Here is a 25,940-nt window from a genome sequence, read left to right as displayed (position 1 = left end):
CGGATGAGCACACCCGACACCCGCAAAGCGCTGTGGCAGATCCACTTCTGTGTCCTGCTGTGGGGCGTCACCGCCATCCTCGGCAAGCTGATCACCCTGCCCGCGCTGCCGCTGGTGTGGTGGCGCATGCTGCTGGTGACGGCGATGCTGGCGCTGCTGCCACGGGTGTGGCGCGGGCTGCGCACCCTGCCCCTAAGGCTGGTGGCCGGCTACGCCGGCATCGGCGCGCTGGTCGCCCTGCACTGGCTGACGTTCTACGGCGCGGTGAAGCTGGCCAATGCCTCGGTGGCCGCCACCTGCATCGCGCTGGCGCCGGTGTTCACGTCGATCATCGAGCCGTGGGTGGCCAAGCGGCCGTTCCAGCTGCGTGAACTGGCCTTCGGCCTGGCGGTGCTGCCGGGTGTTGCGCTGGTGGTCGGCGGCGTGCCCGATGGCATGCGCCTGGGTGTGTTGATCGGCGCGATCTCGGCGCTGCTGGTGGCAGTGTTCGGCTCGCTCAACAAGCGCATGGTCAGCCACGCCGATCCGCTCACGGTCACCGCACTGGAGCTGGGGGCCGGCACCCTCACCCTGACCCTGCTGGCACCGCTGATGCCCTACCTGCTGCCAGCGCTGGCAAGCCCGCTGTGGGTGGTTCCCGACCTGCACGACGGCATCCTGCTGCTGGTACTGGCCGGGTTCTGCACGCTGCTGCCGTTCGCCCTGGCCCTGGTCGCGCTGCGCCACCTGAGCGCCTACACCGTGCAGCTGGTGACCAACCTGGAACCGGTCTATGCGGTGGTGCTGGCGGTGGTGCTGCTGCGCGAGCAGCACGAGGTCACCCCGTGGTTCTACCTGGGCGTGGCGATCATCGTCGGTGCAGTGTTCCTGCATCCGCTGCTGAACCGCCGCAAGCCGGTGCAGCATCCGGAGATCCTTGGCACGGCCGAGGCGCGCAACATCGCCGATTGAGTGCCTCCACGCATGGCGTGGATCTACCGGGCATGGATTGCCGGTTCAGCGTTGCGGCCAATGCCACGCCGGGGCGTCCAGCAGCCCCTGCCCGCTCAACAACGTGCGGCCCTGCTGCTTGTGCAGATGCAGCGAGTGGCAGCCCGGTGCCTGCTCCAATGCGGCGATCAGACGGCTGGCGTGCGACACCACCCAGACCTGGCTGCGTGCACTGGCGGCGATGATCAGCCGCGCCAGCGCCGGCAGCAGGTCCGGATGCAGGCTGGTCTCCGGCTCGTTGAGCACCAGCAGCGGCGGCGGGCGCGGGCTGTGCAGCGCGGCAGCCAGCAGCAGGAAACGCAGGGTGCCATCGGACAGCTCGGTCATCGACAAGGGCCGCAGCAGCCCGGGCTGGTGGAAGCGCAGCGCCAATCGGCCATCCCGTTCCTCGAAGCCTACCGAGGCGCCCGGGAACGCATCGTCCACGCTGCGCGCCAACGCAACTGGATCCCCGATCTCGAGGATGGTCACCCAGGCCGCGGCCAGATCGCGGCCGTCGTGATGCAGCACCGGCGTGCGCGTGGCCATCGCCGGCTGCCGCGCCGGCGCGTCGGCATCGCTGCGGAAATGATCATAGAAGCGCCAGCGACGAATGTACTCACGCAGGGCGATGGTCTCCGGCATGCGCTGCGGATCACCGACCTGGGTGAACAGGCTGTCGAACAGTGACAACCGATCATCGACCCGATCCCAGCCGCCCGCGTGGCGCTGCCGCACCGTCGCGCCGCGGCGATCGACCAGCAGGCTGGCACTGCGCAGGAACGGTCCGGCCCAGATCGCCTCGGCCTTGATCTGCGGATCCAGGGCAAACGCCGAGCGGCTGGGCGGCGGATAGCCCAGGTCGATCGCATAACCGAATGCGTCGGTGGCAAAGCCGAGCTTGAGGCCCACCGCTTCCTGGCGTGGGCCCCCCTGCAGGGGCATGTCGCCCGCAGTGACGCGGCGGTCGATCTTTTCCGGGCCCGCCCACAACGCCGACCCAAGCCCACCTTCGCGGGCCAGCAGCGCCGCCACCCCGCCCTGTGCGGTTTCCGCCAACAGGCGCAGCGCGCGGTACAGGCTGGACTTGCCACTGCCGTTGTCGCCGGTGACCACATTCAACGGCTGCAGCGGCAGCACCAGCCCATGCAGCGAGCGGTAGTGGGCAATGGCCAGGGTCTGCAGCATGGTCGTGTCCGGGGAGCAGGAACGCCATAGTCGCCGGGCGCAATCGCACAGGCCGCGACACGGCGCTATCCAATCGGGAACAGCCTCCGCGCATGGCGTGGATCTACCGGGCGGCTCGCTTCAGTCCGCCCGTTCCACCCGGTTGCGTCCATTGCCCTTGGCCTGGTACAGCGCCTTGTCGGCACGTGCCAGGGTCTGGTCCACGCTCTCGCCAGTGCGGTGCTGGGCGACACCGACGCTGATCGTCACCGGGAACCCCAGCGGAAGGTCGGCCACCGCCATGCGCAGGAACTCGCATTGCAGTTCAGCGGTGCGCAGGTCGGTACCCGGCATCACCGCCACGAATTCCTCGCCGCCATAGCGCGCGGCCATGCCGCGACCGGCGAAATGCGAGCGCAGCAGCGCCCCCAGTTCGGCCAGCACCCGGTCGCCGGTAGCGTGCCCCTGGAAATCGTTGATGTGCTTGAAATGATCGATGTCCAGCAGTGCCACGCAGGCCACGCTGGGCGGATCCCCGGCCACCGCCTCTTCCAGCGCGGCCGCCATCGCGCGGCGGTTGGGCAGGCCGGTCAATGCATCGGTGCGGCTCTGTGCGGCCAGATCCGCATTCTGTGCCAGCAGCACGTCATGGTAGTCAGACAGCAGGCGCTCGTAGTCGTCGCGTTCCAGCATGTGCGTCTGGATGTCGAGGGCGAAGCGGCGAAGCTCCATCACCAGCATCACCTGACGTGACAGCGCGGCCAGCGCTTCGGCCTTGTCGCTGGCCAGGTGCTGCGGATGCGCGTCGAACACGCACAGCGTGCCCAGTGGCAGGCCATCGGAGCTGATCAGCGGCGCCCCGGCGTAGAAGCGGATGTGCGGGTCACCGGTCACCACCGGATTGTCGTGGAAGCGGATGTCCTGCAGCGCATCCTCGACCACCATGATTTCCTGCGGCTGCAGGATGGCGTGGCCGCACATCGATTCGCTGCGCAGGTTCTCCGCCGCATCGATGCCCTGGATCGACTTGAACCATTGCCGTTCGACGTCGATCAGGGTCACCGCCGCCATCGACGTGCCACAGACCGCCTTGGCGATGACCACCAGGTCGTCAAAGGATTTTTCGCGCTCCGAATCCAGGATGCGGTAGCGGTACAGCGCCTCAAGCCGGAGGGCTTCGTTGGCAGGCTTGTCGGGCTTGATCATGCAGCGTCACGTTCCGGCAGGTCGCCGCGAAGTCTAGCGGATGTGGAGCCGAGCCCGTTGCCGGCTGCACCCGGCAAATGACAGCCGGGCATCGGCTCGGCCCCACGGGCGTCGTTTACCAGTCCAGCTGCTTCGGCAGCAGGCCCTGCAGCTCCTGCTCGGTCAGGTTGCGCCACTGGCCCGGCTTCAACGCGCCGATCTTGATGTTGTCGATGCGCACGCGGCGCAGCTGGGTCACGCGATAGCCGAACTCAGCGGCCATCAGGCGGACCTGCCGGTTCAGGCCCTGCTGCAGGGTGATGCGGAAACCGAACTTGGCGATCCGCGAGGTCTTGCACGGCAGGGTCATCTGGTCGTGGATGCGCACGCCGCGGGCCATGCCGCGCAGGAACTCATCGGTGACCGGCTTGTTCACCGCCACCAGGTACTCCTTCTGGTGGCCGTTCTCGGCGCGCAGGATCTGGTTGACGATGTCGCCGTTGCTGGTCATCAGGATCAGGCCTTCGGACTCCTTGTCCAGGCGACCAACCGGGAAAATGCGCTGTTCGTGGCCGACGAAGTCGACGATGTTGCCCTTGACCGATGTCTCGGTGGTGCAGGTGACGCCAACCGGCTTGTTCAGCGCGATGTAGACGTGGCGGCGGGTGCCGGGCTTGCGGGCGACGCGGGCGCGCAGCGGCTGGCCGTCGACCAGCACCTGGTCTTCTGCGCCCACCACCGCACCGGTGCCGGCCGGGTGGCCGTTGACGGTGACGCGGCGGGCGGCGATCAGGCGATCGGCCTCGCGGCGGGAGCAGAAGCCGGTGTCGGCGATGTGTTTGTTGAGTCGGGTGGTCATCGCCCTATTATCCGGCATCGCTGCCCGCTGCGCCTCATGCCGGGCCGGGTGGATCGAGCTCTTCACCGTCGAACACCCGGTTGCGGCCTGCGCGCTTGGCCACGTACATGGCATGGTCGGCCCGCCGCAGCAGTGCCGCCAGGTCATCCTCGCCCGGCCGCCACTGTGCCAGGCCGATGCTGGCAGTGACCTCCAGCCCCGCCACCTGCAGCGCCAGGCCAGCCTCGGTGATGCGCTGGCGAAGGCGGTCCAGCCGCGCCGATGCCGCCTCACGCGGCATGCCCGGCATCAGCAGCAGGAACTCTTCGCCGCCCATCCGCACCACTTCGTCCTGGCTGCGCACCGCCGTGCGCAGGGCGCGCGCGACGGCCACCAGCACCTGGTCGCCGACCGCGTGGCCATGGCGGTCGTTGATGTCCTTGAACAGGTCGATGTCGAGGAAGCCGATCACCAGCGGCCCTCCCTCGCGGTTGACACGCTCCAGATGCCGCGCCAGCTGCTGCAGGCCGGCGCGACGGTTGGGCAGGCCGGTCAGGCCATCGGTCTCGGCCAGCTGGCGCAACTCGTCACGCTGCTGGCGCAGGCGGCCCAGCCGCTGGTTCAGGGCGTAGGCCGCCATCATCAACAACCAGGTCACCGCCAGCTGCAGCGCCTCCACCCGATACTCCAACAGCCACTCCGCACCGCAGGCATCGGCGATGATCAGTACCAGCATGGGTGCCAGCGCAGCCAGACCCGCCTGCGCCCAACGGTCACCGCGCCAGCGTGCCCACAGGCCGACCAGCAGCGCCAGGCCACACCCGGACAGATAGGACACCTGCAGGCCCTGTGCGACCCAGGCCAGATGCTCCCAGCGCAGCCACGGGACCAGCGCGGCCAGCACGATCAGGGTCCACAGCACCAGCAGCTGGGCCACGCGCGATCGAGGCAGCACGCGGTCGCCTCCGTTCAGCCGCCACAGCGCTGGCAGCACCAGCGCCTGCGAGGCTGCGGTCAACGACAGCAGCCACCTCGCCCCATGCTCCCCCACCGGCAGCCAGGGTTCCGGGTAACCGCTGAGACCGCCGAGGATGGCCTGCCACAGCACCAGCACGGTGGTGCCGGCGATGTAGACCAGGAAGCTGCGGTCGCGCGTGGTCAGGAACGCCATCAGCGCCGACAGCGCCAGCGCGATGGCCACCGCGATGCAGGCGGCGCGCACCAGCAGCCGGGCCGTGTCGTTCTGCTGTACCGGGCTGGGCGCGCCCAGCCGCAGGGTCGGCACCCAGCGCGCTTTCAGCGGCGTCTGCCAGGACACCCGGAACGGCTCGTGACTGCCCGCCGGCGGCACGGCCACCAGGCCGATGCCCGCGCGGAAGCGCGAATCGCGGGTGCGGGCGTCGTGCATGTCGCCGCAGATCTCGCGGTCGCCGTGCTGGACGCGCACTTCACCGGCAAAGACGTTGAACACATCCAGTGCCTGCGGTTCACCCGACCAGCCGTTCGGCGGCGCGGGCACCTCGGCCTGTTGGCGGGCGCCGGACAGCATCTGCGGCGTGCACGCACGGTGCGGGGTCGGCGCGTCGGTCGCGCTGCCGACCAGAAGATAATCGCGGCCCGACACGGCCTCTGCAGCCTCAAGCGGCCACGGCAACGCCAACCACACCATCAGGACGGCCAGCACCGCTCCCGTTCCGAACCGCCTCTGCCTGCCGCCCACGCCACGTCCTGTTCCTGCTTACGTCCGCGCCCACTGCGCGTCGCCCCTTGGCGCGCATTATCGCAGCCGGGCACGCCGCACATGTGTAGACCAAAGTCGGCGCCGGCCGTTCAGCCAACGCCGGCGGGTCCCTTTACCGCCACCAGCCTGGACGGCCTCAGATCGGTCAGGGTCATCCGTTCCAGCGGCTGCGGGCGCTCGATCGCATAACCCTGCAGGCCCTGCACGCCGAGCCGGGTGAGCGCACCGGCGACCTCCGGGGTCTCCACCCATTCGGCGACCACCTCCATCTGCAGCTCGCGCCCCAGCTCGCTGATCGCACGCACGGTGGCGTGGCTGACCGGATCGGTGTCCATGTCGCGGACGAAGGCGCCGTCGATCTTCAGGATGTCGGCCGGCAACTGGCGCAGATAGCCAAACGAAGAGAGGCCGGACCCGAAATCGTCCAGCGCCATGCGGCAACCGCGTGCCTTGACTGCGTCGATGAAAGCGCGTGCTTGGCTGAGGTTGCTGATCGCGGCGGTTTCGGTGATCTCGAAGCACAGCTTGGATGCCAGCGCGCGGTTGCGTTCCAGCAGGTCACAGACGAAGGCGAGGAAGCCCGGCTCGGCGATCGACTGGGCCGATACATTGACGTTGCACAGGCCCAGCTGGCGCACGTGCGCCGGGCAGACCTGGAGATGGCGGAACAGCAGGCCGAGCACGTGGCGATCCAACGCCACCGCCATGCCGTAGCGTTCCACCGCCGGCATGAACTGGCCGGGCAGATGCAGACTGCCATCGATGCCGCGCATGCGCACCAGCACCTCGTAATGCAGGTAGTTGGGGTCACCCACGCGGGCGATGCGCTGCGCGTACAGCAGCATGCGGTTCTCGGCCATTGCCAGGCTGACACCCTGCAGGCGCTCGGCCTCCTGGCGCCGCTCCTCCAGCGCCATGCGGTTCTCGTTGAAGCAGTGCACGCGGTTGCGCCCGGCCTGTTTGGCGGCATAGCAGGCACTGTCGGCGGCACTCATCAGCCAGTTCACGTCCGGGGCATCGGTGCTGACTTCGACCACGCCGATGCTGCAGCTCAGCTGCGGGCTGCCCTCGCTGATCGGGAACGTGGCCTGCCCCAGGTTGCGGATCACACGCTGCAGCACGCGCTTGGCTTCGTCCTGGCCGGCATGTGCGAGGAACACCGCGAACTCGTCGGCGCCGAGCCGTCCAACCCAGTCTCCGTCACGCACCGCTGCAACCAGGTATTCGGCGAAGCTGCGCAGCATCTGGTCACCGGCAGCATGCCCGAAGCTGTCGTTGACCAGCTTGAAATGGTCCAGGTTGATGTAGCTCAACGCATGCGTGCCACCCTCGCTTCGCACCTGCAGCAGCGCACGTTCCAGCAGGCGTTCGATTTCGCGGCGGTTGATCAGGCCGGTCAACGGATCGTGACTCGCGTGGTGCTCGATCTCGCGTGCCAGCGCATGGGTCTGGCTCACGTCTTCGATGATCGCGAATACCGACAGGCCACCGCCCGTGGTGCGCACGCCGGTCCCGCTCCAGCGCCCCCACACCAGGCTGCCGTCGCGGCGGCAGAATCGCAGTTCGCTCGGCCGCAGCTGACGGTCCCAGTCGATGCGGCCAACGCCGTCGATGACCAGCTCACCCTCCATCAACAGATCGCCCAGTGACATCTGCAGCAGCACTTCACGCCGGTAATCGAGGATGTCGGCCATCGCCTGGTTGGCTTCGATCACCTTGCCTTCGGTGTCGAGCTTGAGCATGCCCACGTTGGCCTGGTAGAAGGCCGCACGGAAGCGGCTCTCGTGTTCAGTCAGGTCCTTGCCTACGCGGCGGGCAAGGGCCACCGCCATCAGGCTGATCGCCAGCACCGACAGTCCTCCCACCACCAGCGTCGCGATACGGACCATGGTGGCCATGCGCAGCAGTGCCTGCGAAAACGCCTGGGCCTGCAGCTGCAGGCGACGATCGAGATCACGCAGCTGCTGGAGGTAGCGGTCACGTGTAACGACGGGCAACACACCCTGGCCATGCCGCAGCTGCAACTCGTCAACGAGGCGCTGCACGGCCATCAGGTCGCCGTCGGTCTGCCGCCACAGTGCGGTCGCTTCATGGAACGCACCGATGTCGCGTGCATACCGGAACGAGAACACCAGCCGCGGAATGTCAGCGCGCGCGTTGCCGCCCTGCAGGAAACCCTGCCTGGCTTTCACTTCGTCCGGCTCGGCCTGTTCCAGGGCCAGTCGCGCCTGCAGATCGCCCAACGGCACCTGCAGGGCCTGGCGTGCGTCGTCCAGATCCTGCGCATCACCGCGCGCCAGGTAGCGGCTGAGCGCGGCGGTCGCATCCTGCTGGCCGCGCGACCAGTAGCCCTGGCCGGCGATCCAGGCGGTGGAAGCAGCCTGCAGTTCCTGGATCAAGGCAGACAGTGCGACCAGTCCGATCGCCATGCCCGTCAACAACGCAAATCGCAGTCCCAGGCCACGGGTCATCGGCACCCGCCGGCTCTCTTGGTCCGTGCCACTCCTACCCATCCCGGATCCCCCCGAATGTGCTGCGGTGACAACCTCCTTTGGAACCGGGTCAGCCTAGGACCGGCAATGTGTTGGCCATGCGAAAAAAGGGACGGACGGGACCATGTCGTGAACGGCTGGCCGGGGGGGGCTTATGCCGAAAACGACTTGATCCCCTCCGTCCCTTTTTGCCGGCCCGGAACGGACAACGCCAACCCGAAGGCTGGCGTTGTCAGGGCTACCGGTGCGGCTTAGTAGCTGCGCGGGCCGCGCGGCTTGAAGCCGTCACGGCGCGGCGGGCGGCTGTCGCGGTCACCGCCGCGGTCACCACCGTGGCCACCCGGACCACCCGGACCGCCACGACGCGGGCCACCCGGGCCGCCCGGACCGCGCTTGTCGAAGCGCGGCTTGAACGGACGCGGGGCCGGGTTGGTGTCTTCACCCGGGGCCAGCGCACGCATCTGCAGCTGCTGGCCGGACACCCACACCTTCTGCAGGTGCGACAGCACGTCCGGCGGCATCTGTGCCGGCAGGTCCAGCAGCGAGAAGTCGTCGTGGATGTCGATGCGGCCGATGAAACGGCTTTCCAGGCCAGCTTCGTTGGCGATGGCACCGACGATGTTGGCCGGCTTCACGCCATGCTGGTGGCCCACCGAAATGCGGTAGGTCTCCATGCCCTGCTCGGGTGCACCACGCGGCGGAACCTCGCGGCGCGGACGCTGCTCGGAACCACCTTCGGCATCGTCACGACGCGGGCCACGCTCGAAACGCGGACCACGCTCGTTGCGGTCGAAGCGATCACCGCGCTCCGGGCGGTCGCCACGATCGAAACGCTCGCGCGGCGCGCGCTCTTCACGTGGGGCACGCACCGGCGGCTGCAGCAGGAACGGGGTATCGCCCTGCAGCATCTTCGCCAGCGCGGCGGCCACTTCGATGGCCGGCACGTTCTGCTCGTTCTCGAAGCGCTCCAGCAGCTGGCGGTAGAAGTCCAGACCACCGGCATCGAGGGTTTCGGTGATGCGCGAGGTGAACTTGTTGATGCGGGTGTCGTTGACCGCCTCCACGCTCGGCAGCTGCATTTCTTCGATCGGCTGGCGGGTGGCGCGCTCGATCTGGCGCAGCATGCCCTTCTCGCGCGGGGTGGCGAACAGGATCGCCTCACCGCTGCGGCCGGCACGGCCGGTACGGCCGATGCGGTGCACGTAGCTTTCGGTGTCGTACGGGATGTCGTAGTTCAGCACGTGGCTGATGCGCTCCACGTCCAGGCCGCGGGCGGCCACGTCGGTGGCGACCAGGATGTCCAGCTTGCCTTCCTTCAGCATGGCGATGGTGCGCTCACGCTGGGCCTGCTGCATGTCACCGTTGATGGCGGCAGCGGCCAGGCCACGGGCCTGCAGCTTGCTGGCCAGCTCTTCGGTGCCGGCCTTGGTGCGCGCGAAGATGATCATCGCATCGAACGGCTCCACTTCCAGGATGCGGGTCAGCGCGTCCAGCTTGTGCATGCCGCTCACCCACCAGTAGCGCTGGCGGATGTTGGCCGAGGTGGTGGTCTTGGCCGCGATGGTCACTTCCACCGGGTCCTGCAGGTAGGTCTGCGCGATGCGGCGGATCTGCGGCGGCATGGTGGCCGAGAACAGGGCCACCTGGCGCTGCTCCGGCAGCTTCTTCAGCACGGCTTCGACGTCGTCGATGAAGCCCATGCGCAGCATTTCATCGGCCTCGTCCAGCACCAGGGTCTTCAGCTCGGACAGGTCCAGGGTGCTGCGGTCCAGATGGTCGATCACGCGGCCGGGGGTACCGACCACGATGTGCACGCCACGACGCAGGGCCGACAGCTGCTGGCCGTACGGCTGGCCGCCGTACACCGGCAGCACGCGGAAGCCCGGGATCTTCGACGAATACGACTGGAACGCCTCGGCAACCTGGATGGCCAGTTCGCGCGTCGGCGCCAGGATCAGGGCCTGTGGCTTGATCTGCTGCAGGTCGATGTTGGACAGTACCGGCAGTGCGAACGCAGCGGTCTTGCCGGTACCGGTCTGGGCCTGGCCCAGCACGTCGCGGCCTTCCAGCATCGCCGGGATGGTGGCGGCCTGGATCGGCGACGGGGTTTCGTAGCCGATGGCGGTGACCGCCTGCATCACGGGCTCGGACAGGCCGAGCTGCGCGAACTGCAGCGGCGCTTGGGAATCTTGGGACATGGGGAACTCCGAAGGCACTGCCGTCTTCCTGGCAGTGCGATAAAAAAGGGGATGGTCCGCGCTTTGGGCGCCCTTCTTATCGCGTGCCCTGGCGCTGCTCGGTCGGAGGAGATTTCACTCGCTCAGAGCGGAATCATACCGCATTGATCCTGAACAAGGCGTACAGCTTGTCGTGCGCGTGCTGTCATGCCCCGTGCTGGCGCACAATACGCGCCCTCTTCCCCGGCCCGGCCGCTGGCCCGCGCCCCTTCCCAGGAAATCCGTTCCATGCAGATTCTCGAATTCGACCTCGACGGTGACTACGTCGAACTCAAGCAGCTGCTGAAGCTGGCCGACCTGGTCACCAGCGGCGGCGAGGCCAAGATGGTCATCAGTGACGGCCAGGTGCGGGTCGATGGCGAAGTCGAACTGCGCAAGGCCTGCAAGATCCGCGCAGGCCAGGTGGTGGAATTCGCCGACAGCCAGATCCGGGTGCTGGCCGCCGGCTGATGCCTGAATCCGTTCAGGCCACGCGCTGGGTCAGGTGCGAGGCGATCAACTGCCTGAACGGTGCCACGCCCTGTGCCAGGCGCAGGCCAGCCGCCCGCAGCAGGCGCGCCGGACGGCGATCGTCGGTGTACAGGCTGGCGATCGCGTTGGTGGCCTCATACAGGGGCCGCGACGCCAACCGGTGACCGCGCTGGTAGCTGGCCAGCATGCCCGCGGCCGCAATATCGGCACCGCGTCGCTGCTGCGCGACGATGCCCTGCGCCAGTCGCTGCGCGCTGGCCAAGCCCAGGTTGAAGCCGTGCGCGGTGACCGGGTGCATGCCCACAGCAGCATCCCCGATCAGCGCCGAACGCTCGCCGACGAAACGGTGCGCGTATACCCCCACCAGCGGGTACGCCTGCGCCGTGGCCACCGGCTGCATCCGGCCGAGGCGGTGCTCGAAGCAGGCACTGACCGCCTCACCAAAGGCCACCTCGTCCATTGCCAGCAGCTCCTCGATCTGCCGCGGCGGCAGCGTGATCACCGCCGAAGCCTGGCCCTCGTTGAGCGGCAAGAGCGCCATGGTGCGGCCGTAGCCGAACCACTCCCACGCGGTGTGGTGATGATCGCGCTCGACCTGCATGCGGCAGACCAGCATCGACTTGCCGAAGTCGCGCATCTGCGCCCCGATGCCGAGCATGCGCCGCGTGGCGGAGAAGCGGCTGTCGGCGGCCACCAGCAGGCGCGCATGCAGTTGGCTGCCGTCATCGAGCTTGACCACGTGGCCCTGCGCATCGGCCTGCACGCCCAGCACCTTGCGTCCGTCGAACAGTTCCAGGCCGTCCTGGCCCTGCACCGCATCCCACGCGGCGCGGCGGATCAGATGGTTGGGTACCAGCCAGCCCAGCGGCTGGCCATCAACCTGGCTGCTGGCGAAGGTCAGCGCGAACGGCGAGCCACCATTCAGCACCCTGGCATCGCGCAGTTCGGCAACTTCGGCGTGCGGCAGGCGTTGCCACAGGCCCAGCTGCTCCAGGCTCTGCCGCGAGGCATGCGTCAGCGCAATTTCGCGCCCGTCGAAGGCGGCCTCGACCAGGGCCTGGCGCGGCTGGACGTCAACCAGCCCGACCTGCAGGCCGCTGCCAGCCAGCGCGCGCGCGAAGCACAGGCCCGCGGGCCCTGCGCCGACCACCACCACGTCCATCCTGCGCATGCGCGCCTCCTGCCGTTGATTCAGTCCGCGCCAGCATAGCGCCACGCAGCTGAGCGGCCTTGATCTGGATCAGCGCCGGGTTACAGCAGTGCGAACACCAGCGCCAGGACCGACAGCAGCGACACCAGCCACACCAGGCTGCGCACGTAGGGCACGCCTGCGGCGTACAGCGGCAGATAGATCACGCGCGCCCAGACGTAGGCCTGCGCCGCCAGTGCCGTGGTGTCGTTGCCGCGACCGGCCACGACCACTGCGATGGCGGCGGCGGCGAAGAACGGGAACGTCTCCAGGAAATTGGCCTGCGCCCGCTGCAGGCGACCGGCCAGTGGGCTGAGCGGCTTTGCATCGCCATCCCGTGCCGAGGCATTCCACTTCATCCCGCGCTCGCGGGTGACCACGGTAGAGGTGGCGAAGATGTAGACGAAGCCCAGCAGCACCGACCAGGCCAGCATTGTCAGTTCAGTTGCCATGGTTCATCTCCTCAGGGTGCCGACGCGCGCAGGCTGTAGCCGGCCAGGCGCCACACCTGGTCCTCGTCGAAACGGAACGAGACCAGCTCGCGCACCGGCTGCGCGCTGTTGGCGAACCGGGTCGGGAAGCTGACGTTGATGTACAGCCCTTCCGGCACGGCGGCACCGGCGCTGTACTTGACCCGGGTGATGGTCGGCTGGCCACGCCCGGCCAGCGCTCCCAGGCGCGCGCGTTCGTTGGTCAATTGGCTGACGAAGGCGGCCTTCGGCACCGCACGGCGCGCGACGGCAGAGGCGCCATCCCACAATTCGCCAGCGCGGTTGGCATCGACCAGCTGCGCGGCCTTCATCGCCGCCGCACCCATTTCCGCATCCTGTTTCTGTACTTGCGCCTGCTGCGCGGCGGTCAACGCCGGAGCGCCGGCGGTGGCCGGTTTCGCAGCCGCTGGCGATGCCGGTGCAGGCCGCGCAGGTGCCGGTGCAGACGTGCTCGGCGCAGGGGCCTGCGCCAACGCGGTGAAGGGCATCAGGGACAGCAGCAGGAGCAAGCGCTTCATGGACACCGCCGGTTCTCGGGAAAGAACCGCAGTCTACGCCAGCGTGGTGACCGCGCCGTCAGCGCGCGCGGGCACTGCCCTCCACCACGGCGGCATCGGCCTGCGCGGCGGGCTTGGCGACGTCTGCGGGCGCCTGCTCGGCCACCGGCGGCGGCTCCGACGGTGCCGGTGGCAGGGTCGCCACGTCGATCTCCGACAGCGGGCTTTCTTCCGGGCACACCGCATCCGGGAAACCGAAGCGCTGCTTCAACGCCTGGCCGCAGCTGTTGATCGACTCCATGTCGGCGCCTTCGCGCTTGCACTGCTGGTCGAACGCGATCAGGAACGCGTCCTTGCGCTGCACGAAATCGTCGCCGCAGGCACGCATCTGCTTGATCCGCTCCAGATCGTCCTGCACCGCATTGGTGCCATCCAGGCCGTACTGGCGCAGTTCGTCCGGGGTCAGCAGGCGCAGGCTGCGGTTGGGCACGGTCATCATCAGGTCGGCCACGCCCACCGCCACGCCGTTGCGCTGCAGGTAGTCCTTCACGTTGTCGTAGACCTCGTGCAGCTCGCGGTTGAGTTCCGCGCGCGAGGTGGCCTTGGAACTGATGCGCATCATGCGATGGATGCCGACCTTGCCCGACAGCAGGCGATTGTCACCGGCGGCCAGCACGAATACGCAGGCGCTGTGGCAGATCGAGCCTTCGCGCACCCAGATGGTCCAGCCGGATTCACCGATGCTGTCACCGGCGACGATCGCCGATTCCACCTGGCCGCCGCTGGAATCCAGATCGAGGATGCGCTTGTGGATCTTCTGCTGGTCGGCGACCACCGCCAACCGCCACATCATCTCGGCGAAGCCCGGATTGATCTTGCCGGCGTAACGCACGCGCATCAGGCCGCGCTCGGCGCACGGCGCCAGTGCCTGGGTGATCTGCTCGCGCTGCAGGCCTTCCAGCTCGACACCGTCGCCGGCCTCGCCCGCATATTCCGTGCTGCAGCTGACCCAGGCACGGCCATTCTCCAACTGCGCCTGCGGCCACGGCCGATCCGCCTGGCTGCGCGGCGGTGCCGGCGGTGGCGGCGCATCGGCCGCATTGATCGACACCATGTTCTCGCCATCGCTGGCCGGCGCCCGCGCCGCCTTGTCGGCGGCGGTCACGTTGCCCGGATTCTCCAGCTGACTGCAGCCCGCCAGGGCCAGGCACAACAGGGGCAACCAGCGCAGTTTGGCGGACATCGGGCAACCGGATTTCAAGGGAACAAGGGCCACAGTCTACCCGTCCAGCGCGCGCATTCAGCGCGTGGCACTGAACCTCTTCTGACCCTCTGGCTCCATCCTTTTCATTACAGCGTCTTCCAACACTCCATCCACGCATGGCGTGGATCTACCGTGTCGACCAAGGTCGCCACCTACCAGAGCGGGATGCCGTTCCGGCAGGCCGCGGGAAACTGTCGAAGGAGGGGTGGGTCCGGTGGCAGGGGCGTGAGCGCCATGGATGGCGCGACCGAGCTTACAGGGACGTACTTGCAGCGTCCCCTGCCACCGGGCCCACCCCGCCCTCCCGCAGGAAGCCTGCTGTTGCTGTTGCTGTGGCCTCTGCGGGTGCAGGGCGCAGCCCTGCCCAACCCCCTCCAGCATCCATGTCCGAATGTGGCGAGTATCGCCGCCCCCGCAGGCCTAGACTGGCGCCATGGACACCGCACTCGCCCTCGACACCGCCGCCTGCGACCGCGCCCGCCTGGCCCGCGACGCGCGCTTCGACGGCGTGTTCTTCACCGCCGTGCGCAGCACCGGCATCTACTGCCGCCCGGTGTGCCCGGCACCACCGCCGAAGCCGCGCAACATCACCTACTACCCGACCGCAGCCGCGGCCGCCGCTGCCGGTTACCGCCCCTGCCTGCGCTGCCGGCCGGAACTGGCGCCACAGGCCCAGCAGGCCCTCGCCGGGCAGACCGTACAGCGCGCCCTGGCCATCATCCACGGCGGCTTCCTGCAGGAGCAGCCGGTCGCGGACCTGGCGCAGAAGATCGGACTCAGCGCGCGCCAGTTGCAGCGCCTGTTCGTCGAACATCTCGGCGCCACACCCGGGCAGATCCATGCCACCCACCGCCTGCTGCTGGCCAAGCAGCTGCTGACTGAAACCACGCTGCCGGTGACCGACGTTGCGCTGGCCGCCGGCTACAACAGCCTGCGCCGCTTCAACACCGCCTTCCTGCAGGGCTGCGGCATGGCGCCGACCGCGCTGCGCCGCCAGCACCAGCCGTTGGCTGCCGATGACGGCGGCCTGGTACTGCGCCTGGTGTATCGCCCGCCGCTGGACTTCCCGCGCATGCTGGCCTTCCTGCGCAAACGCAGCCTGCCCGGCATTGAACTGATCGGCGAAGACAGCTACCAGCGGGTGCTGGGCACACCCGAGCGCCCCACCCTGCTGCGGGTGACCGCCGACACCAAGCGCCCGGAACTGCGTCTGCAGCTGGGTGCGGTGGATCCGCGCCTGATCCCCGACATCGTGCGCCGCGTGCGTCGCGTATTCGATCTGGATGCCGACCTGCAGCAGGTACATGCCGCGCTGGGCGAAGAACCGCTGCTGGCGCGAGGCATCGCCGAACGCCCCGGGCTGCGCGTTCCCGGTGGCTGGGATGGCTTCGAGGTCGGCGTACGCGCCGTGCTCGGCCAGCAGGTCAGCGTCGCCGCGGCCACGACCTTTGCGCGGCGCCTGGTGGATGCGTACGGGGCGCATCTGCCTGGCATGCCGTGCGAGTTTGATCGCCAGTTCCCGGCGCCGGAGGTGCTGGCCGAAGCGCCGCTGGAATCGATCGGCCTGCCGCGTACCCGCGCCGCCACCGTGCGTGCGCTGGCTGCTGCCTGCGCCAGCGGCCAGCTCGACTTCGGGCCCGGCCAGGCGCTGGAGGAGTTCGTGGCCCGCTGCGTGGCACTGCCCGGCATCGGCCCGTGGACCGCGCAGTACATCGCCTTGCGCGGACTTGGCCAGCCCGATGCTTTCCCCGCCGGCGACCTGGTGCTGCAGCAGGTCCTCGGCCACGCCCAGGGCCAGCGCCTGAGCGAGCGTGCGGCCGAAGCGCGCTCGCAACCGTGGCGCCCGTGGCGCGCCTACGCCGTGCTGCACCTGTGGCACCTGTCCGGCACCTTCGTTGGAGAACCGACATGACCCTGTTGTACGACCGTTTCGACAGCCCGATCGGCGTGCTGACCATCGCCGGTGACGAGCGTGGCCTGTCGCATGTGCTGTTCCCGGAAAACCGCCATCCGGCACGCGGCCGCGACGACTGGCATTACGCGCCGGATGCTTTGCCGGAAGCGCGCGACCAGCTTCTGCAGTTCCTGCACGGCGAGCGCCACCAGTTCGACCTGCAGCTTGCGCCACGTGGCACCCCGTTCCGGCTGCGCGTGTGGCAGGCGCTGGCGCTGATCCCGTTCGGCCAGACCTGGAGCTACCTGCAACTGGCGCAGCACCTGGGCCAACCCAGCGCGACCCGCGCGGTGGGTGCAGCCAACGGCCGCAATCCACTGCCGATCATCCTGCCCTGCCATCGCGTGATCGGCAGCAACGGCGCGCTGACCGGTTTCGGCGGCGGGCTGGAAACCAAGGCTGCACTGCTGCGGCTGGAACAGCGCCAGGCGCCGCTGTTCGCCTGAGAGTTGCTGGCCGGGCTGCGCCCGGCACCCGCAGAGGCAACCGCAACGGCTGAAGCAACAGCAGCATTCCGAGGCATGGCGAGGTGGGTCCGGTCGACACGGTAGATCCACGCCATGCGTGGATGGAAGCGTCTGTAATCTGTCTGGAGAAGAGCCCCTTGTTGTTGAGGGGGGCGCGCCGACAGGCGCGGGGATAAGGAGAAATGCGTGGACAGGGCACGCGATAGCGGGCCCTGTCTCGGCTTGGTCATTGCACCGGCTTATCATGCGTGGATGACTTCCGTACGCCTGACCTGCGCGCTGGCGCTGCTGCTGCCATTGGCCGCCTGCACCACCGCGCCCGCCCCTTCCGCCTCTGTTCCCACCCCTGTTGCAGCGGCTGCGCCGCCCAAGCTGCTGCTGATCTCCATCGATGGCCTGCGTGCCGACGCGCTGGACCGCGGCCTGACCCCGAACCTGCAGCGACTGATCGACGGCGGCGTGCGTGCACACTGGATGACCCCGTCCTATCCGTCACTGACTTTCCCCAACCATTACACCCTGGTCACCGGCCTGCGCCCGGACCACCACGGCATCGTCAACAACAGCATGGACGATGCGACGCTGGGCCGTTTCGAACTGAGCAACCGCGACGCGGTCACCACCAGTGGCTGGTGGGGCGGCGAGCCGATCTGGGTCGGCGCCGAGAACGTTGGCGTGCGCACCGCCACCACCTCGTGGCCGGGCAGCGAGTCGGAAATCCGCGGCATGCGCCCGAGCCAGTGGCGCGTCTATGACGGCCAGGAGCCGCTGGAGCAGCGCGCCGGCATCGTGCTCGACTGGCTGGCACAGACCGACGCCGATGCGCCACGTCTGACCACGCTGTACATGGAACACGTGGACAAGGCCGGCCATCACTACGGCCCGGATTCGAAGCAGTACACCGACGCCATCGTGCGTGCCGACCAGATCATCGGGCAGGTGCTCGATGGGCTGCAGCAGCGCGGCCTGGCATCGACCACCAATGTGATCGTGGTATCCGACCACGGCATGGCCAGCGTGGCCGATGGCCATGTGATCGCCACCGAATCGATGGTGGCCCCAGCCATCGCGCGCAATGTCAGCCAGGGCCAGTCGGTCGGGTTCGCCCCGCTGCCCGGCCGCGAAGCGGATGCCGAGCGCGCGCTGCTTGGCCGCCATGCGCATTACGAATGCTGGAAGAAGGAAAACCTGCCGCCGCGCTGGCATTACGGCACGCATCCGCGGGTTCCGGCCATCGTCTGCGCCATGGATGAAGGCTGGGATGCGCTGCACCGCGAAAAGATCGCTATGCGCGCCAAGCAGGATCGCGGCTCGCACGGTTACGACAACGCGTTGCCCTCCATGCGTGCGGTGTTCGTGGCCGGTGGCCCGTCGTTCCGCCAGGGTGTGGTGATCGATGGCTTCGACAACGTGGATGTCTACCCGCTGTTGGCCCACCTGCTGCAGGTGCCTGCCGCGCCGAATGATGGCAATCCGGAAACGCTGAAGCAGACCCTGCGTTGATCGAATGTCTCCGCCGGGCATGGCCCGGCGAACGCGGCGGCCCGGACGACACGCATAAAAAAACGCGGCGCCAGGCGCCGCGTTTTCTTTGGACTCATCACCGGCCTGATCAGGCCTTGGCGACGGCCTTCTTCGCCACAGCCTTCTTCGCCGGAGCCTTGGCCACGGTCTTCTTGGCAACCGGGGCGGCGGCGCCTACGGCGACCTTGCTCGCGGTGTGCGAACGGGCGTTGCCGTAGCTGGCGTTGTAGCGCTTGCCCTTGGCGGTCTTGCGGTCACCCTTACCCATGTCTTCAACTCCTCAAGTGTGAAATCTGGTTATCCCGTACTGACACGGGTTCGGCGGGGCCGCCTTGCTGGGCGCCCCCGCGCACGATCGGAAAGCGTATCACGGAGCGCCTAGTGCGCGCAGCTGGCGTCGTGGACGTGGCCGTGGTTGAGGCGCAGGTTGACCAGATGGGCGACGCCCACCAGCAGGCCGCCAATGGTCATCACCACCGCATGCGGCACCGCGTTGTGGTGCAGCGGGTCGTACAGCACCCCGGCCCACAGCGCCACCAGGCCCGGAATGAGAAAACCAAGTGCACGCAGGGCGCCGTGGCGACGGTAGCCCCAGACCAGGCTGAACAGGCCAAGCAGGGTCACGAACACCACCAGGGCCTGCTCCACGCCGTCGCTCAGCCAGAACGACAGGCCCAGCGAAGGGGCTGCGGCCAGCAGTACGGGAATCACCGCGCAGTGCACCGCGCACAGCATCGAACCAGTGGCACCGAAACGGTCGAGCAGGTGGCGCAGGCGTGAGGACAGGGACATGACTTCCAGCAGGGTCGGCGAATCGTTATGGAATAATATAACATCCGCTCCCGACCCGCACGGTTTCCCTCCCCCTGTCTCGCCGACGGGATTCGTGCGCCCCGTGATTGATACATTGTAACAAAGGACCCACCCATGCCTGCCCCAATCCCGCGGTTCAAGCCGCATTCCCTGGCCCTGGCCCTCGCCGCCCTGCTGCCCTCCGTGGCCTTTGCCGCCGGCGATGACGACTCCCATCGTGACCGCCACCTGACCGAGCTGTCGTCGGTGCGGGTCACCGCCTCGCCGTTGCAGGGCAACGCGGAGTCGCTGGCACGACCGGTGGAAGTGCTGGCCGGCGAACGCCTGGACGAGCAGAAGGCCGGCACCCTCGGCGACACCGTGGCCAAGCTGCCGGGCGTGCAGAGCACCTACTTCGGTCCCGGCGTCGGCCGCCCGATCATCCGCGGGCAGGAAGGTCCGCGCGTGCAGGTGCTGTCCAACGGCGTCGGCAACATGGACGCCTCCACCGTCAGCGCCGACCACGCCACCAGCATCGAGCCGTTCCTGGCCGACCAGATCGAAGTGCTGAAGGGCCCGGCAACCCTGCTGTTCGGCAGCGGTGCGATCGGCGGCGCGGTCAACGTGGTCGATGGCCGCATCGCCAGCGAGCTGCCGGACCGTCCGCTCAGCGGCCGCGCCGAGATCCGCGGCAATACCGTCAACAAGGAACGCAGCGGCATGTTCCGCCTCGACGGCGTCAACGGCGACTGGGTGATCCACGTCGATGGCTTGGTGCGCAATGGCGATGACTACAGGATTCCCGGCTATGCCGTGATCGATGCGCTGGAAGACCACCACGACCACGATCATGACCACGGCGATGCGGACGCGGACGAACCGCGTCGTGGACGCCTGGACAACAGCTCCATCCGCACCCGCGCCGGTGGCCTGGGCGCCACCTGGCTGGGCGAAGGCGGTTACTTCGGCCTCGCCGCCAGCACCTACCGCACCAACTACGGCATTCCCAACGGCGCGCACGTGCATGCCGATGGTGACGGCCACGACCATGATCATGACCACGATCATGGCGACGGGGAGGAAGGTGACGAACATGACGTTCGCATCGACATGGTGCAGAACCGCTTCGACCTGAAGGCGGGCATCTACAACCCGGTGTCGTTCCTGAAGAACATCAACCTGCGTGCCGGCTTCACCGATTACGAGCACACCGAACTGGAAGGCGGCGTGCCGTCCACCCGCTTCACCAACCAAGGCATCGAAGGGCGCCTGGAAGCAGTGCAGAACGAGATCGCCGGCTGGAATGGCGCGTTCGGCCTGCAGTTCGGCAACAGCCGCTTCGGCGCCAAGGGAGAAGAGGCATTCGTGCCCAACACCGGGACCGACACCCTGGGCGTGTTCGTGCTGCAGGAAAAGCAGTTCGGCCCGTTCAAGCTGGAACTGGGCGGCCGTCATGACCAGGTCAAGCTGGACCCGAGCGGCGACTACCGCCGCCGTACGTTCGACGCCACCAACCTGTCCGCTGCCGGCATCTGGAAGCTCAACGATGCCGTCGACCTGCGCTTCGGCGTGGACAGCTCCGAGCGTGCGCCGACCAATGAAGAGCTGTACGCCGCCGGTGCACACATCGCTACGCGCTCACTGGAGATCGGCGACGCCAATCTGAAGACCGAGCGTGGCCAGCGCGTCGAGCTGGGCATCCACACCCACAGCGAGCGCCTGGACTTCTCTGCGTCGATCTACCAGACGAAGTTCAAGGACTTCATCTACCTGGCCGACACCGGCATCACCGAAGGCCTGCCGGTGCGCACGTGGACCCAGCAGGACGCGGTGTTCAAGGGCGCCGAAGCCGAAGCGCTGGTACACCTGTTCGAAGGCAACGCCGGTGACTGGGATCTGCGCCTGTTCGGTGACTACGTGAAAGCCAAGCTGGATGGCAGCGGCAGCCGCAATCTCGACATCGCCGTGCCGCACGGCGACCACAACCACAACTACACGGTGGAACTGGCCAACACCGGCTACCTGCCGCGCATCGCCCCGGCCCGCGTCGGCGCCGACCTGCGCTGGTCGAAGGACGGTTGGCGCGCCTCGCTGGGCGCCGTGCGCTACAGCCGCCAGAAGGATGTGGCGCAGAACGAGGAGCCGAGCAACGGCTACACCCTGGTCGACGCGCACCTGGCCTACCGCTGGGACCGCAACGCGACCAACAGCTACGAAGTGTTCCTGGATGGCAGCAACCTGACCAACCGCGAAGTGCGCCCGCACACCTCGCTGCTGCGCGACTATGCGCCGCTGCCGGGCCGTGGCGTCGCATTCGGCATCCGCGCGTACTTCTGATCGCGTATGGCGGGGGTCGGATTCCTTTCCGCAGGAAAGATCCGCGCCCGGAGCATCGGCATCCACCCATCGCGTGGATCTACTGCATCTCCCACGGGGGCCTTCGGGCCCCCGTTTCGTTGGGGCCGGCACCATCACGCATCCGTCACAAAGATGTGCGTACGACAACAACCGGACAATCCCGTCACTCACTGTCTCGCCATCCGGACACTAATGTCCGAAAATGAAGCCATGACCGCCCAACGTGCCGATGCCGCTGCCCGCCGTGCCCTCATCCTCGACGCCGCCGATCATGTATTTGGCCAACACGGCGTCACTGCCCCGCTGGACCTGGTGGTTGAACGCGCCCAGGTGGGCCGCGCCACCCTTTACCGCAACTTCCCCGACCGCACCGCGCTGATCCAGGCGCTGCTGCAGCGCACGGTCGACCGCATCCGGCGCCAGGTCGAACAGCTCGGCGATCGCGACGATGCGCTGTTCGAGGTGTTCGAGGGCATGGCCCAGCGCATCATCGATTCGCCGGCACTGGCCGATTACTGGCGCGCGGTGGATTCGGACGTGCCGGCCATGCGCACCGCACGCGAAACCGTGCGCGACCTGCTGGAAGGTCCGATCGCACGCGCCAAGGCCGCCGGGCTGTGCCGCGCCGATCTGGAGAAGACGGATATTTCACTGATCTCGGGCATGCTGGGTGCGGCCCTGCGCGGCAAGACCCGCGACGAGCGCGCCCAGTTGGCCGGGCGTGCCCTGCAGCTGCTGCGTGGGGGTCTTCAGGGAGCAACCAGCGAGGCCCGTTGATGGTCCAGCCTTACCTGAAGCCGGTTCCGGATTGGGAGGAGCATGAGAAGCCGACCATGCCCGGCTCGGCGTCGATGCCCTGGCACCCGCCGTACCGGCGTGCAGCCTATGCGCTGGTATCGTTGCTGGTAGCGATCACCGGCGGCCTCGGCAATGCGCTGGTCACCGCCAACCTGCCGTTCCTCCAAGGCCAGCTGGCGCTGACCCCGACCCAGGGCAGCTGGCTGGTAGCGGCCTATGCGATGGTGAATGTCACCGCCAACCTGTTGGCCTTCAAGTTCCGCCAGCAGTACGGCATCCGCCTGTTCGCCGAAATCGGGCTGGGCCTGTATGCGGCGCTGGCGGTGCTTCACCTGTTCGTCGGCAGCTTCGAGACCACGATGCTGACCCGCGCCGCCAGCGGCTTCGCCGGCGCGGCCTGTTCGACACTGGGCACGCTGTACATGCTGCAGGCGCTGCCGCGTCGCTTCACCGGCAACCTGCTGGTGGTCGGTGTCGGCCTTTCGCAGCTGGCGGTGCCGATCGCCTGGATCGTGTCCCCGGGACTGGTTGATACCGGCCAGTGGCACCAGCTGTATTCGTTCGAGGCCGGCCTGGCGTTGTGCGCATTCGCCGCCGTCGTGGTGCTGAAGCTGCCGCCCGGCATCCAGGTGAAGGCCTTCGAGCCGCTGGATTTCCTTACCTTCGCGTTGCTCGCGCCGGCCGTCGCCCTGCTGGTGATCGTGCTGGCGCAGGGCTACACGCGCTGGTGGCTCAACACCCCGTGGCTGGGCTGGGCGCTGATCGCCTCGATCGTGCTGTCCACCACCGCCTTGATCATCGAGCACTACCGGCGCAATCCACTGCTGCAGATCCGCTGGCTGTCGACGCTGCCGGTGCTGCATTTCATCGTCGGCGCCTTCCTGATCCGCTTCCTGACCACCGAGCAGTCCTACGGTGTGGTCAACCTGATGCGCACGCTGGGCATGGGGCCGGACCAGATGCGTCCGCTGTTCGTGGTGATCCTGGCCGGGGTGATCACCGGCATCGCCGGCACCGCGCTGACCTTCGGCCCGAAGCGGCTGATTCCGCAATTGCTGATGGCGATCCTGCTGCTGGGTGCAGCGGCGTTCTTCGACCAGCACCGCACCAGCCAGGACCGCCCGCAGGACTTCTTCGTCAGCCAGTTCCTGGCGTCGGTCGGTGCCGGCATGTTCATGGGGCCGCTGATCATGCTCGGCATCTCCGCCGCGCTGAAACAGGGCGTGGACCACATGATCACCTTCCTGGTGACCCTGTCGATCACCCAGACCCTCGGCGGGCTGGCCGGCTCTGCGGTGCTGGGCACCTTCCAGCTGCATCGCGAACAGCTGTATTCCAGCGCGCTGACCAGCCAGCTCGATCCGGCCGATCCGGTGGTGGCGCAGCGCCTGCGCGTCCAACAGCAACTGTATGCCGCACAGATCACCGACCCGGTGCTGCGCAGCGCACAAGGCACCGCGCAGCTGGCGCAGACCACGCGCCGCGAAGCCAACCTACGCGGCTTCAACGACGTGTTCACCCTGAGCGGCTGGCTGGCGATCGGCTTCCTCTGCTGGTTGCTGCTGTTGTCGCTGCGCACCGCCGTGCTCAAGCAATGGCGCAAGCGCCATCCCACCTCCCCTGCCGTGGCCGCGCCGGCCGCGCCCCGCTGAGTCCAACCCCATGCCTCCCGTTCCGCCCCGCACCGACGACGACAACGTCACCCCACCGCCACCGACGGACGCCGCTCCCGCGCCCACGCCTGTCGAACCCGCCGTGGCGCCGAAGTACCTCAAGCCCAGCGCGCGCAGCGTGGTGGTGATGGTGGTGGTGGCACTGCTGGGCATCGCGCTGATCCTGCGCGCATGGCATCTGTGGCCGTTCACCAGCACGGTGATGGTGACCGACAACGCGTATGTACGCGGGCAGATCACGGTGATGGCGCCGCAGGTGAACGGCTATGTGACCGAGGTGCTGGTGAAGGACTTCCAGCACGTGAAGGCAGGCGAGCCGCTGCTGCGCATCGATGACCGCATCTACGCACAGCGTGTCGCGCAGGCGCAGGCAACACTGGACAGCGCGCGTGCGGCGCTGGCCAACTCCGACCAGTCGCAGGCCCAGAACCGCGCACAGATCGCCTCCGCGCATGCCACGTTGTCGGCTGGCCAGGCCGAACTGCAGCGTTCGCGCAATGAATTGAAACGCTACGAGGAACTGGCTGCGCAGCAGCTGGTGTCAGTCAACGATCGCGACAAGTTCCGCACCGCCCAGGCCTCGGCGCAGGCCAGCGTGCAGCAGTCGCAGGCGCAGATCCGCATTGCCGAGGAAACCCTGGTCTCGACCCAGGTGGCGCGCAAGAGCCTGGAGGCGCAGGTGGAAAGCGCACAGGCGCAGCTGGAACTGGCGCGCATCGATCTGGCCAATACCGTGATCCACGCGCCGCGCGACGGCCAGATCAGTGAAGCCAGCGTGCGCGTGGGCCAGTACGTCGCGGCCGGTTCGCAGCTGCTGTTCCTGGTGCCTGACACGCTGTGGGTGGTGGCCAACTACAAGGAAGGCCAGACCTGGGGAATGGCCATCGGCCAGCCGGCCACGTTCTCGGTGGACGCGTTCCAGGGCCAGGTGCTGCGTGGCCGCGTGCAGGAGATCGCCCCGGCCACCGGGTCGGAATTCAGCGTGCTGCGCCCTGACAATGCCAGCGGCAACTTCACCAAGGTGGTGCAGCGGCTGCCGGTGCGGATTTCGATCAACGAAGGCCAGAAGCTGGCGGCAGAGTTGCGGCCCGGCATGTCGGTGATCGTGCGGGTGGATACCGCAAGCAAACCGATGGACTAGCCTGCGACCAGGTGGATCCGGTTGGGTGGACTCGGTTGGGTAGAGTCGACTGTTAGTCGACTGCTCTTCCGTGAACCCCCATGAACACCCCGCGCTGCGCGCGATAGTCGACTAACAGTCGACTCTACCGAGTCGGCTCTACTCAGTCGACTCCCGCCTGCCCCCTCGCGCTCAGCCCGCGCAGCGCGCGCAGAGCCCGTGCACTTCCAGGGTCTGTGCCTGCGGCTGGAAGCCCAACTCCTTGGCACGCTTTTCCAGCTGGGTGACGATCTCGCGGTCTTCCAGTTCCACTGCACTGTGGCAGCTGTTGCAGATCAGGAACGGTACCGAATGCGCGGCGCTGCTGGGGTGATGGCAGGCCACGAAGGCGTTCACCGACTCCAGCTTGTGCACGAAGCCATTGGCCATCAGGAAGTCCAGCGCGCGGTACACGGTGGGCGGGGCATCAGCGCCAACGCCCTTGCCGTTGCGTACCCACTCCAGCAGCTCGTAGGCCTTGACCGGCTTGCCGGCCTCGGCGATCAGCTTCAATACATTGGCGCGGATCGGAGTCAGGCGCAGTCCGCGTTCGCGCGAGACGCGCTCGACCACCGCCACGAAATCCGATGCGTCATGGACGTGGTGGTGCGGGGCCGTACAGGCAGTGGCGGTCTTGGCGGGCATGCGTGTTCTCCGGTTCGGGCCTGGCAAGG

The 25,940-nt window shown here is 67.9% G+C and carries 22 protein-coding genes; 9 read left to right on the top strand and 13 right to left on the bottom strand.

Going from position 1 to position 25,940, the window contains the following annotated elements; genetic code table 11:
• Positions 1 to 3: 3 nt before the first annotated feature.
• The gene (locus tag QP512_RS06460) at positions 4 to 951 is read left to right on the top strand and encodes a DMT family transporter (RefSeq protein WP_032128349.1); all 948 of its coding nucleotides are present in this window, start codon (positions 4 to 6) and stop codon (positions 949 to 951) included.
• A gap of 45 nt (positions 952 to 996) precedes the next feature.
• Here QP512_RS06460 and QP512_RS06455 read toward each other — a convergent pair whose 3' ends face one another.
• The 6 genes from QP512_RS06455 to QP512_RS06430 form a co-directional block, all read right to left on the bottom strand.
• Positions 997 to 2,157 (bottom strand): AAA family ATPase, encoded by a 1,161-nt coding sequence (locus QP512_RS06455; RefSeq protein WP_286071404.1) that lies wholly within the window; start codon positions 2,155 to 2,157, stop codon positions 997 to 999.
• Between the two features lie 120 nt (positions 2,158 to 2,277).
• Positions 2,278 to 3,342: a sensor domain-containing diguanylate cyclase gene (locus tag QP512_RS06450; protein WP_286071403.1), complete on the bottom strand. Its 1,065-nt coding sequence runs from the start codon at positions 3,340 to 3,342 to the stop codon at positions 2,278 to 2,280.
• A 115-nt stretch (positions 3,343 to 3,457) separates the two neighbouring features.
• Positions 3,458 to 4,180 (bottom strand): pseudouridine synthase, encoded by a 723-nt coding sequence (locus tag QP512_RS06445; RefSeq protein ID WP_286071402.1) that lies wholly within the window; start codon positions 4,178 to 4,180, stop codon positions 3,458 to 3,460.
• A gap of 34 nt (positions 4,181 to 4,214) precedes the next feature.
• On the bottom strand, positions 4,215 to 5,879 hold the full coding sequence (locus QP512_RS06440; RefSeq protein WP_286071401.1) for a diguanylate cyclase: 1,665 nt from the start codon (positions 5,877 to 5,879) through the stop codon (positions 4,215 to 4,217).
• Positions 5,880 to 5,989: 110 nt separating this feature from the next.
• Complete coding sequence (locus QP512_RS06435) at positions 5,990 to 8,413, bottom strand: EAL domain-containing protein (RefSeq protein WP_286071400.1); 2,424 nt, start codon at positions 8,411 to 8,413, stop codon at positions 5,990 to 5,992.
• Positions 8,414 to 8,643: 230 nt separating this feature from the next.
• Positions 8,644 to 10,590, bottom strand: a complete 1,947-nt coding sequence (locus tag QP512_RS06430; protein WP_286071399.1) for a DEAD/DEAH box helicase — start codon at positions 10,588 to 10,590, stop codon at positions 8,644 to 8,646.
• Between the two features lie 267 nt (positions 10,591 to 10,857).
• Here QP512_RS06430 and QP512_RS06425 point away from each other — a divergent pair, with 267 nt between their 5' ends.
• The gene (locus QP512_RS06425; RefSeq protein WP_012479588.1) at positions 10,858 to 11,079 is read left to right on the top strand and encodes an RNA-binding S4 domain-containing protein; all 222 of its coding nucleotides are present in this window, start codon (positions 10,858 to 10,860) and stop codon (positions 11,077 to 11,079) included.
• A gap of 13 nt (positions 11,080 to 11,092) precedes the next feature.
• On the opposite strand, the gene ubiM is transcribed toward QP512_RS06425, so the two are convergent.
• From ubiM to QP512_RS06405, 4 genes are all read right to left on the bottom strand, one after another.
• Positions 11,093 to 12,271: a 5-demethoxyubiquinol-8 5-hydroxylase UbiM gene (gene ubiM, locus QP512_RS06420; protein ID WP_286071398.1), complete on the bottom strand. Its 1,179-nt coding sequence runs from the start codon at positions 12,269 to 12,271 to the stop codon at positions 11,093 to 11,095.
• A gap of 80 nt (positions 12,272 to 12,351) precedes the next feature.
• A complete protein-coding gene (locus QP512_RS06415) occupies positions 12,352 to 12,741 on the bottom strand; it encodes an MAPEG family protein (protein ID WP_286071397.1) in 390 nt (129 codons plus the stop codon).
• Positions 12,742 to 12,752: 11 nt separating this feature from the next.
• Positions 12,753 to 13,298: a DUF4019 domain-containing protein gene (locus QP512_RS06410; RefSeq protein WP_286071395.1), complete on the bottom strand. Its 546-nt coding sequence runs from the start codon at positions 13,296 to 13,298 to the stop codon at positions 12,753 to 12,755.
• A 58-nt stretch (positions 13,299 to 13,356) separates the two neighbouring features.
• Entirely contained in the window at positions 13,357 to 14,520 is a 1,164-nt protein-coding gene (locus tag QP512_RS06405; protein ID WP_286071394.1) for a hypothetical protein, read from the bottom strand.
• A 454-nt stretch (positions 14,521 to 14,974) separates the two neighbouring features.
• On the opposite strand from QP512_RS06405, the gene QP512_RS06400 reads away from it, so the two are divergent.
• From QP512_RS06400 to QP512_RS06390, 3 genes are all read left to right on the top strand, one after another.
• Entirely contained in the window at positions 14,975 to 16,453 is a 1,479-nt protein-coding gene (locus tag QP512_RS06400) for a DNA-3-methyladenine glycosylase 2 (protein ID WP_286071393.1), read from the top strand.
• A complete protein-coding gene (locus QP512_RS06395) occupies positions 16,450 to 16,941 on the top strand; it encodes a methylated-DNA--[protein]-cysteine S-methyltransferase (protein WP_286071392.1) in 492 nt (163 codons plus the stop codon). The genes QP512_RS06400 and QP512_RS06395 overlap by 4 nt, the downstream gene beginning before the upstream one ends.
• Positions 16,942 to 17,214: 273 nt before the next feature.
• Positions 17,215 to 18,465 carry an ectonucleotide pyrophosphatase/phosphodiesterase gene (locus tag QP512_RS06390; RefSeq protein ID WP_286071391.1) on the top strand — a complete coding sequence of 417 codons (1,251 nt, stop codon included), beginning with the start codon at positions 17,215 to 17,217 and terminating at the stop codon, positions 18,463 to 18,465.
• 109 nt (positions 18,466 to 18,574) lie between these two features.
• Here the strand turns inward: QP512_RS06390 and QP512_RS06385 are convergent, their stop codons facing one another.
• Positions 18,575 to 18,754, bottom strand: a complete 180-nt coding sequence (locus QP512_RS06385; protein ID WP_004150462.1) for a 30S ribosomal protein THX — start codon at positions 18,752 to 18,754, stop codon at positions 18,575 to 18,577.
• Positions 18,755 to 18,864: 110 nt separating this feature from the next.
• Positions 18,865 to 19,278: a MerC domain-containing protein gene (locus tag QP512_RS06380; RefSeq protein ID WP_008264835.1), complete on the bottom strand. Its 414-nt coding sequence runs from the start codon at positions 19,276 to 19,278 to the stop codon at positions 18,865 to 18,867.
• 135 nt (positions 19,279 to 19,413) lie between these two features.
• On the opposite strand from QP512_RS06380, the gene QP512_RS06375 reads away from it, so the two are divergent.
• The 4 genes from QP512_RS06375 (at position 19,414) to QP512_RS06360 (ending at position 25,248) form a co-directional block, all read left to right on the top strand.
• Positions 19,414 to 21,615, top strand: a complete 2,202-nt coding sequence (locus tag QP512_RS06375) for a TonB-dependent receptor (RefSeq protein WP_286071390.1) — start codon at positions 19,414 to 19,416, stop codon at positions 21,613 to 21,615.
• Positions 21,616 to 21,846: 231 nt separating this feature from the next.
• Positions 21,847 to 22,413 (top strand): TetR/AcrR family transcriptional regulator, encoded by a 567-nt coding sequence (locus QP512_RS06370; RefSeq protein ID WP_286071389.1) that lies wholly within the window; start codon positions 21,847 to 21,849, stop codon positions 22,411 to 22,413.
• Positions 22,413 to 24,086, top strand: a complete 1,674-nt coding sequence (locus tag QP512_RS06365) for an MFS transporter (RefSeq protein ID WP_286071388.1) — start codon at positions 22,413 to 22,415, stop codon at positions 24,084 to 24,086. The genes QP512_RS06370 and QP512_RS06365 overlap by 1 nt, the downstream gene beginning before the upstream one ends.
• A gap of 10 nt (positions 24,087 to 24,096) precedes the next feature.
• Positions 24,097 to 25,248 (top strand): HlyD family secretion protein, encoded by a 1,152-nt coding sequence (locus QP512_RS06360; RefSeq protein WP_286071387.1) that lies wholly within the window; start codon positions 24,097 to 24,099, stop codon positions 25,246 to 25,248.
• A gap of 171 nt (positions 25,249 to 25,419) precedes the next feature.
• On the opposite strand, the gene QP512_RS06355 is transcribed toward QP512_RS06360, so the two are convergent.
• Positions 25,420 to 25,911 (bottom strand): Fur family transcriptional regulator, encoded by a 492-nt coding sequence (locus QP512_RS06355; protein WP_004150412.1) that lies wholly within the window; start codon positions 25,909 to 25,911, stop codon positions 25,420 to 25,422.
• Positions 25,912 to 25,940: the final 29 nt, after the last annotated feature.

Origin of the sequence: Stenotrophomonas sp. 57 (genome assembly GCF_030291075.1) — a bacterium.
Lineage (GTDB): Bacteria > Pseudomonadota > Gammaproteobacteria > Xanthomonadales > Xanthomonadaceae > Stenotrophomonas.
The sequence above is the reverse complement of the archived record's forward strand: the minus strand, read 5'-3'. Positions and strand labels throughout refer to the sequence as shown.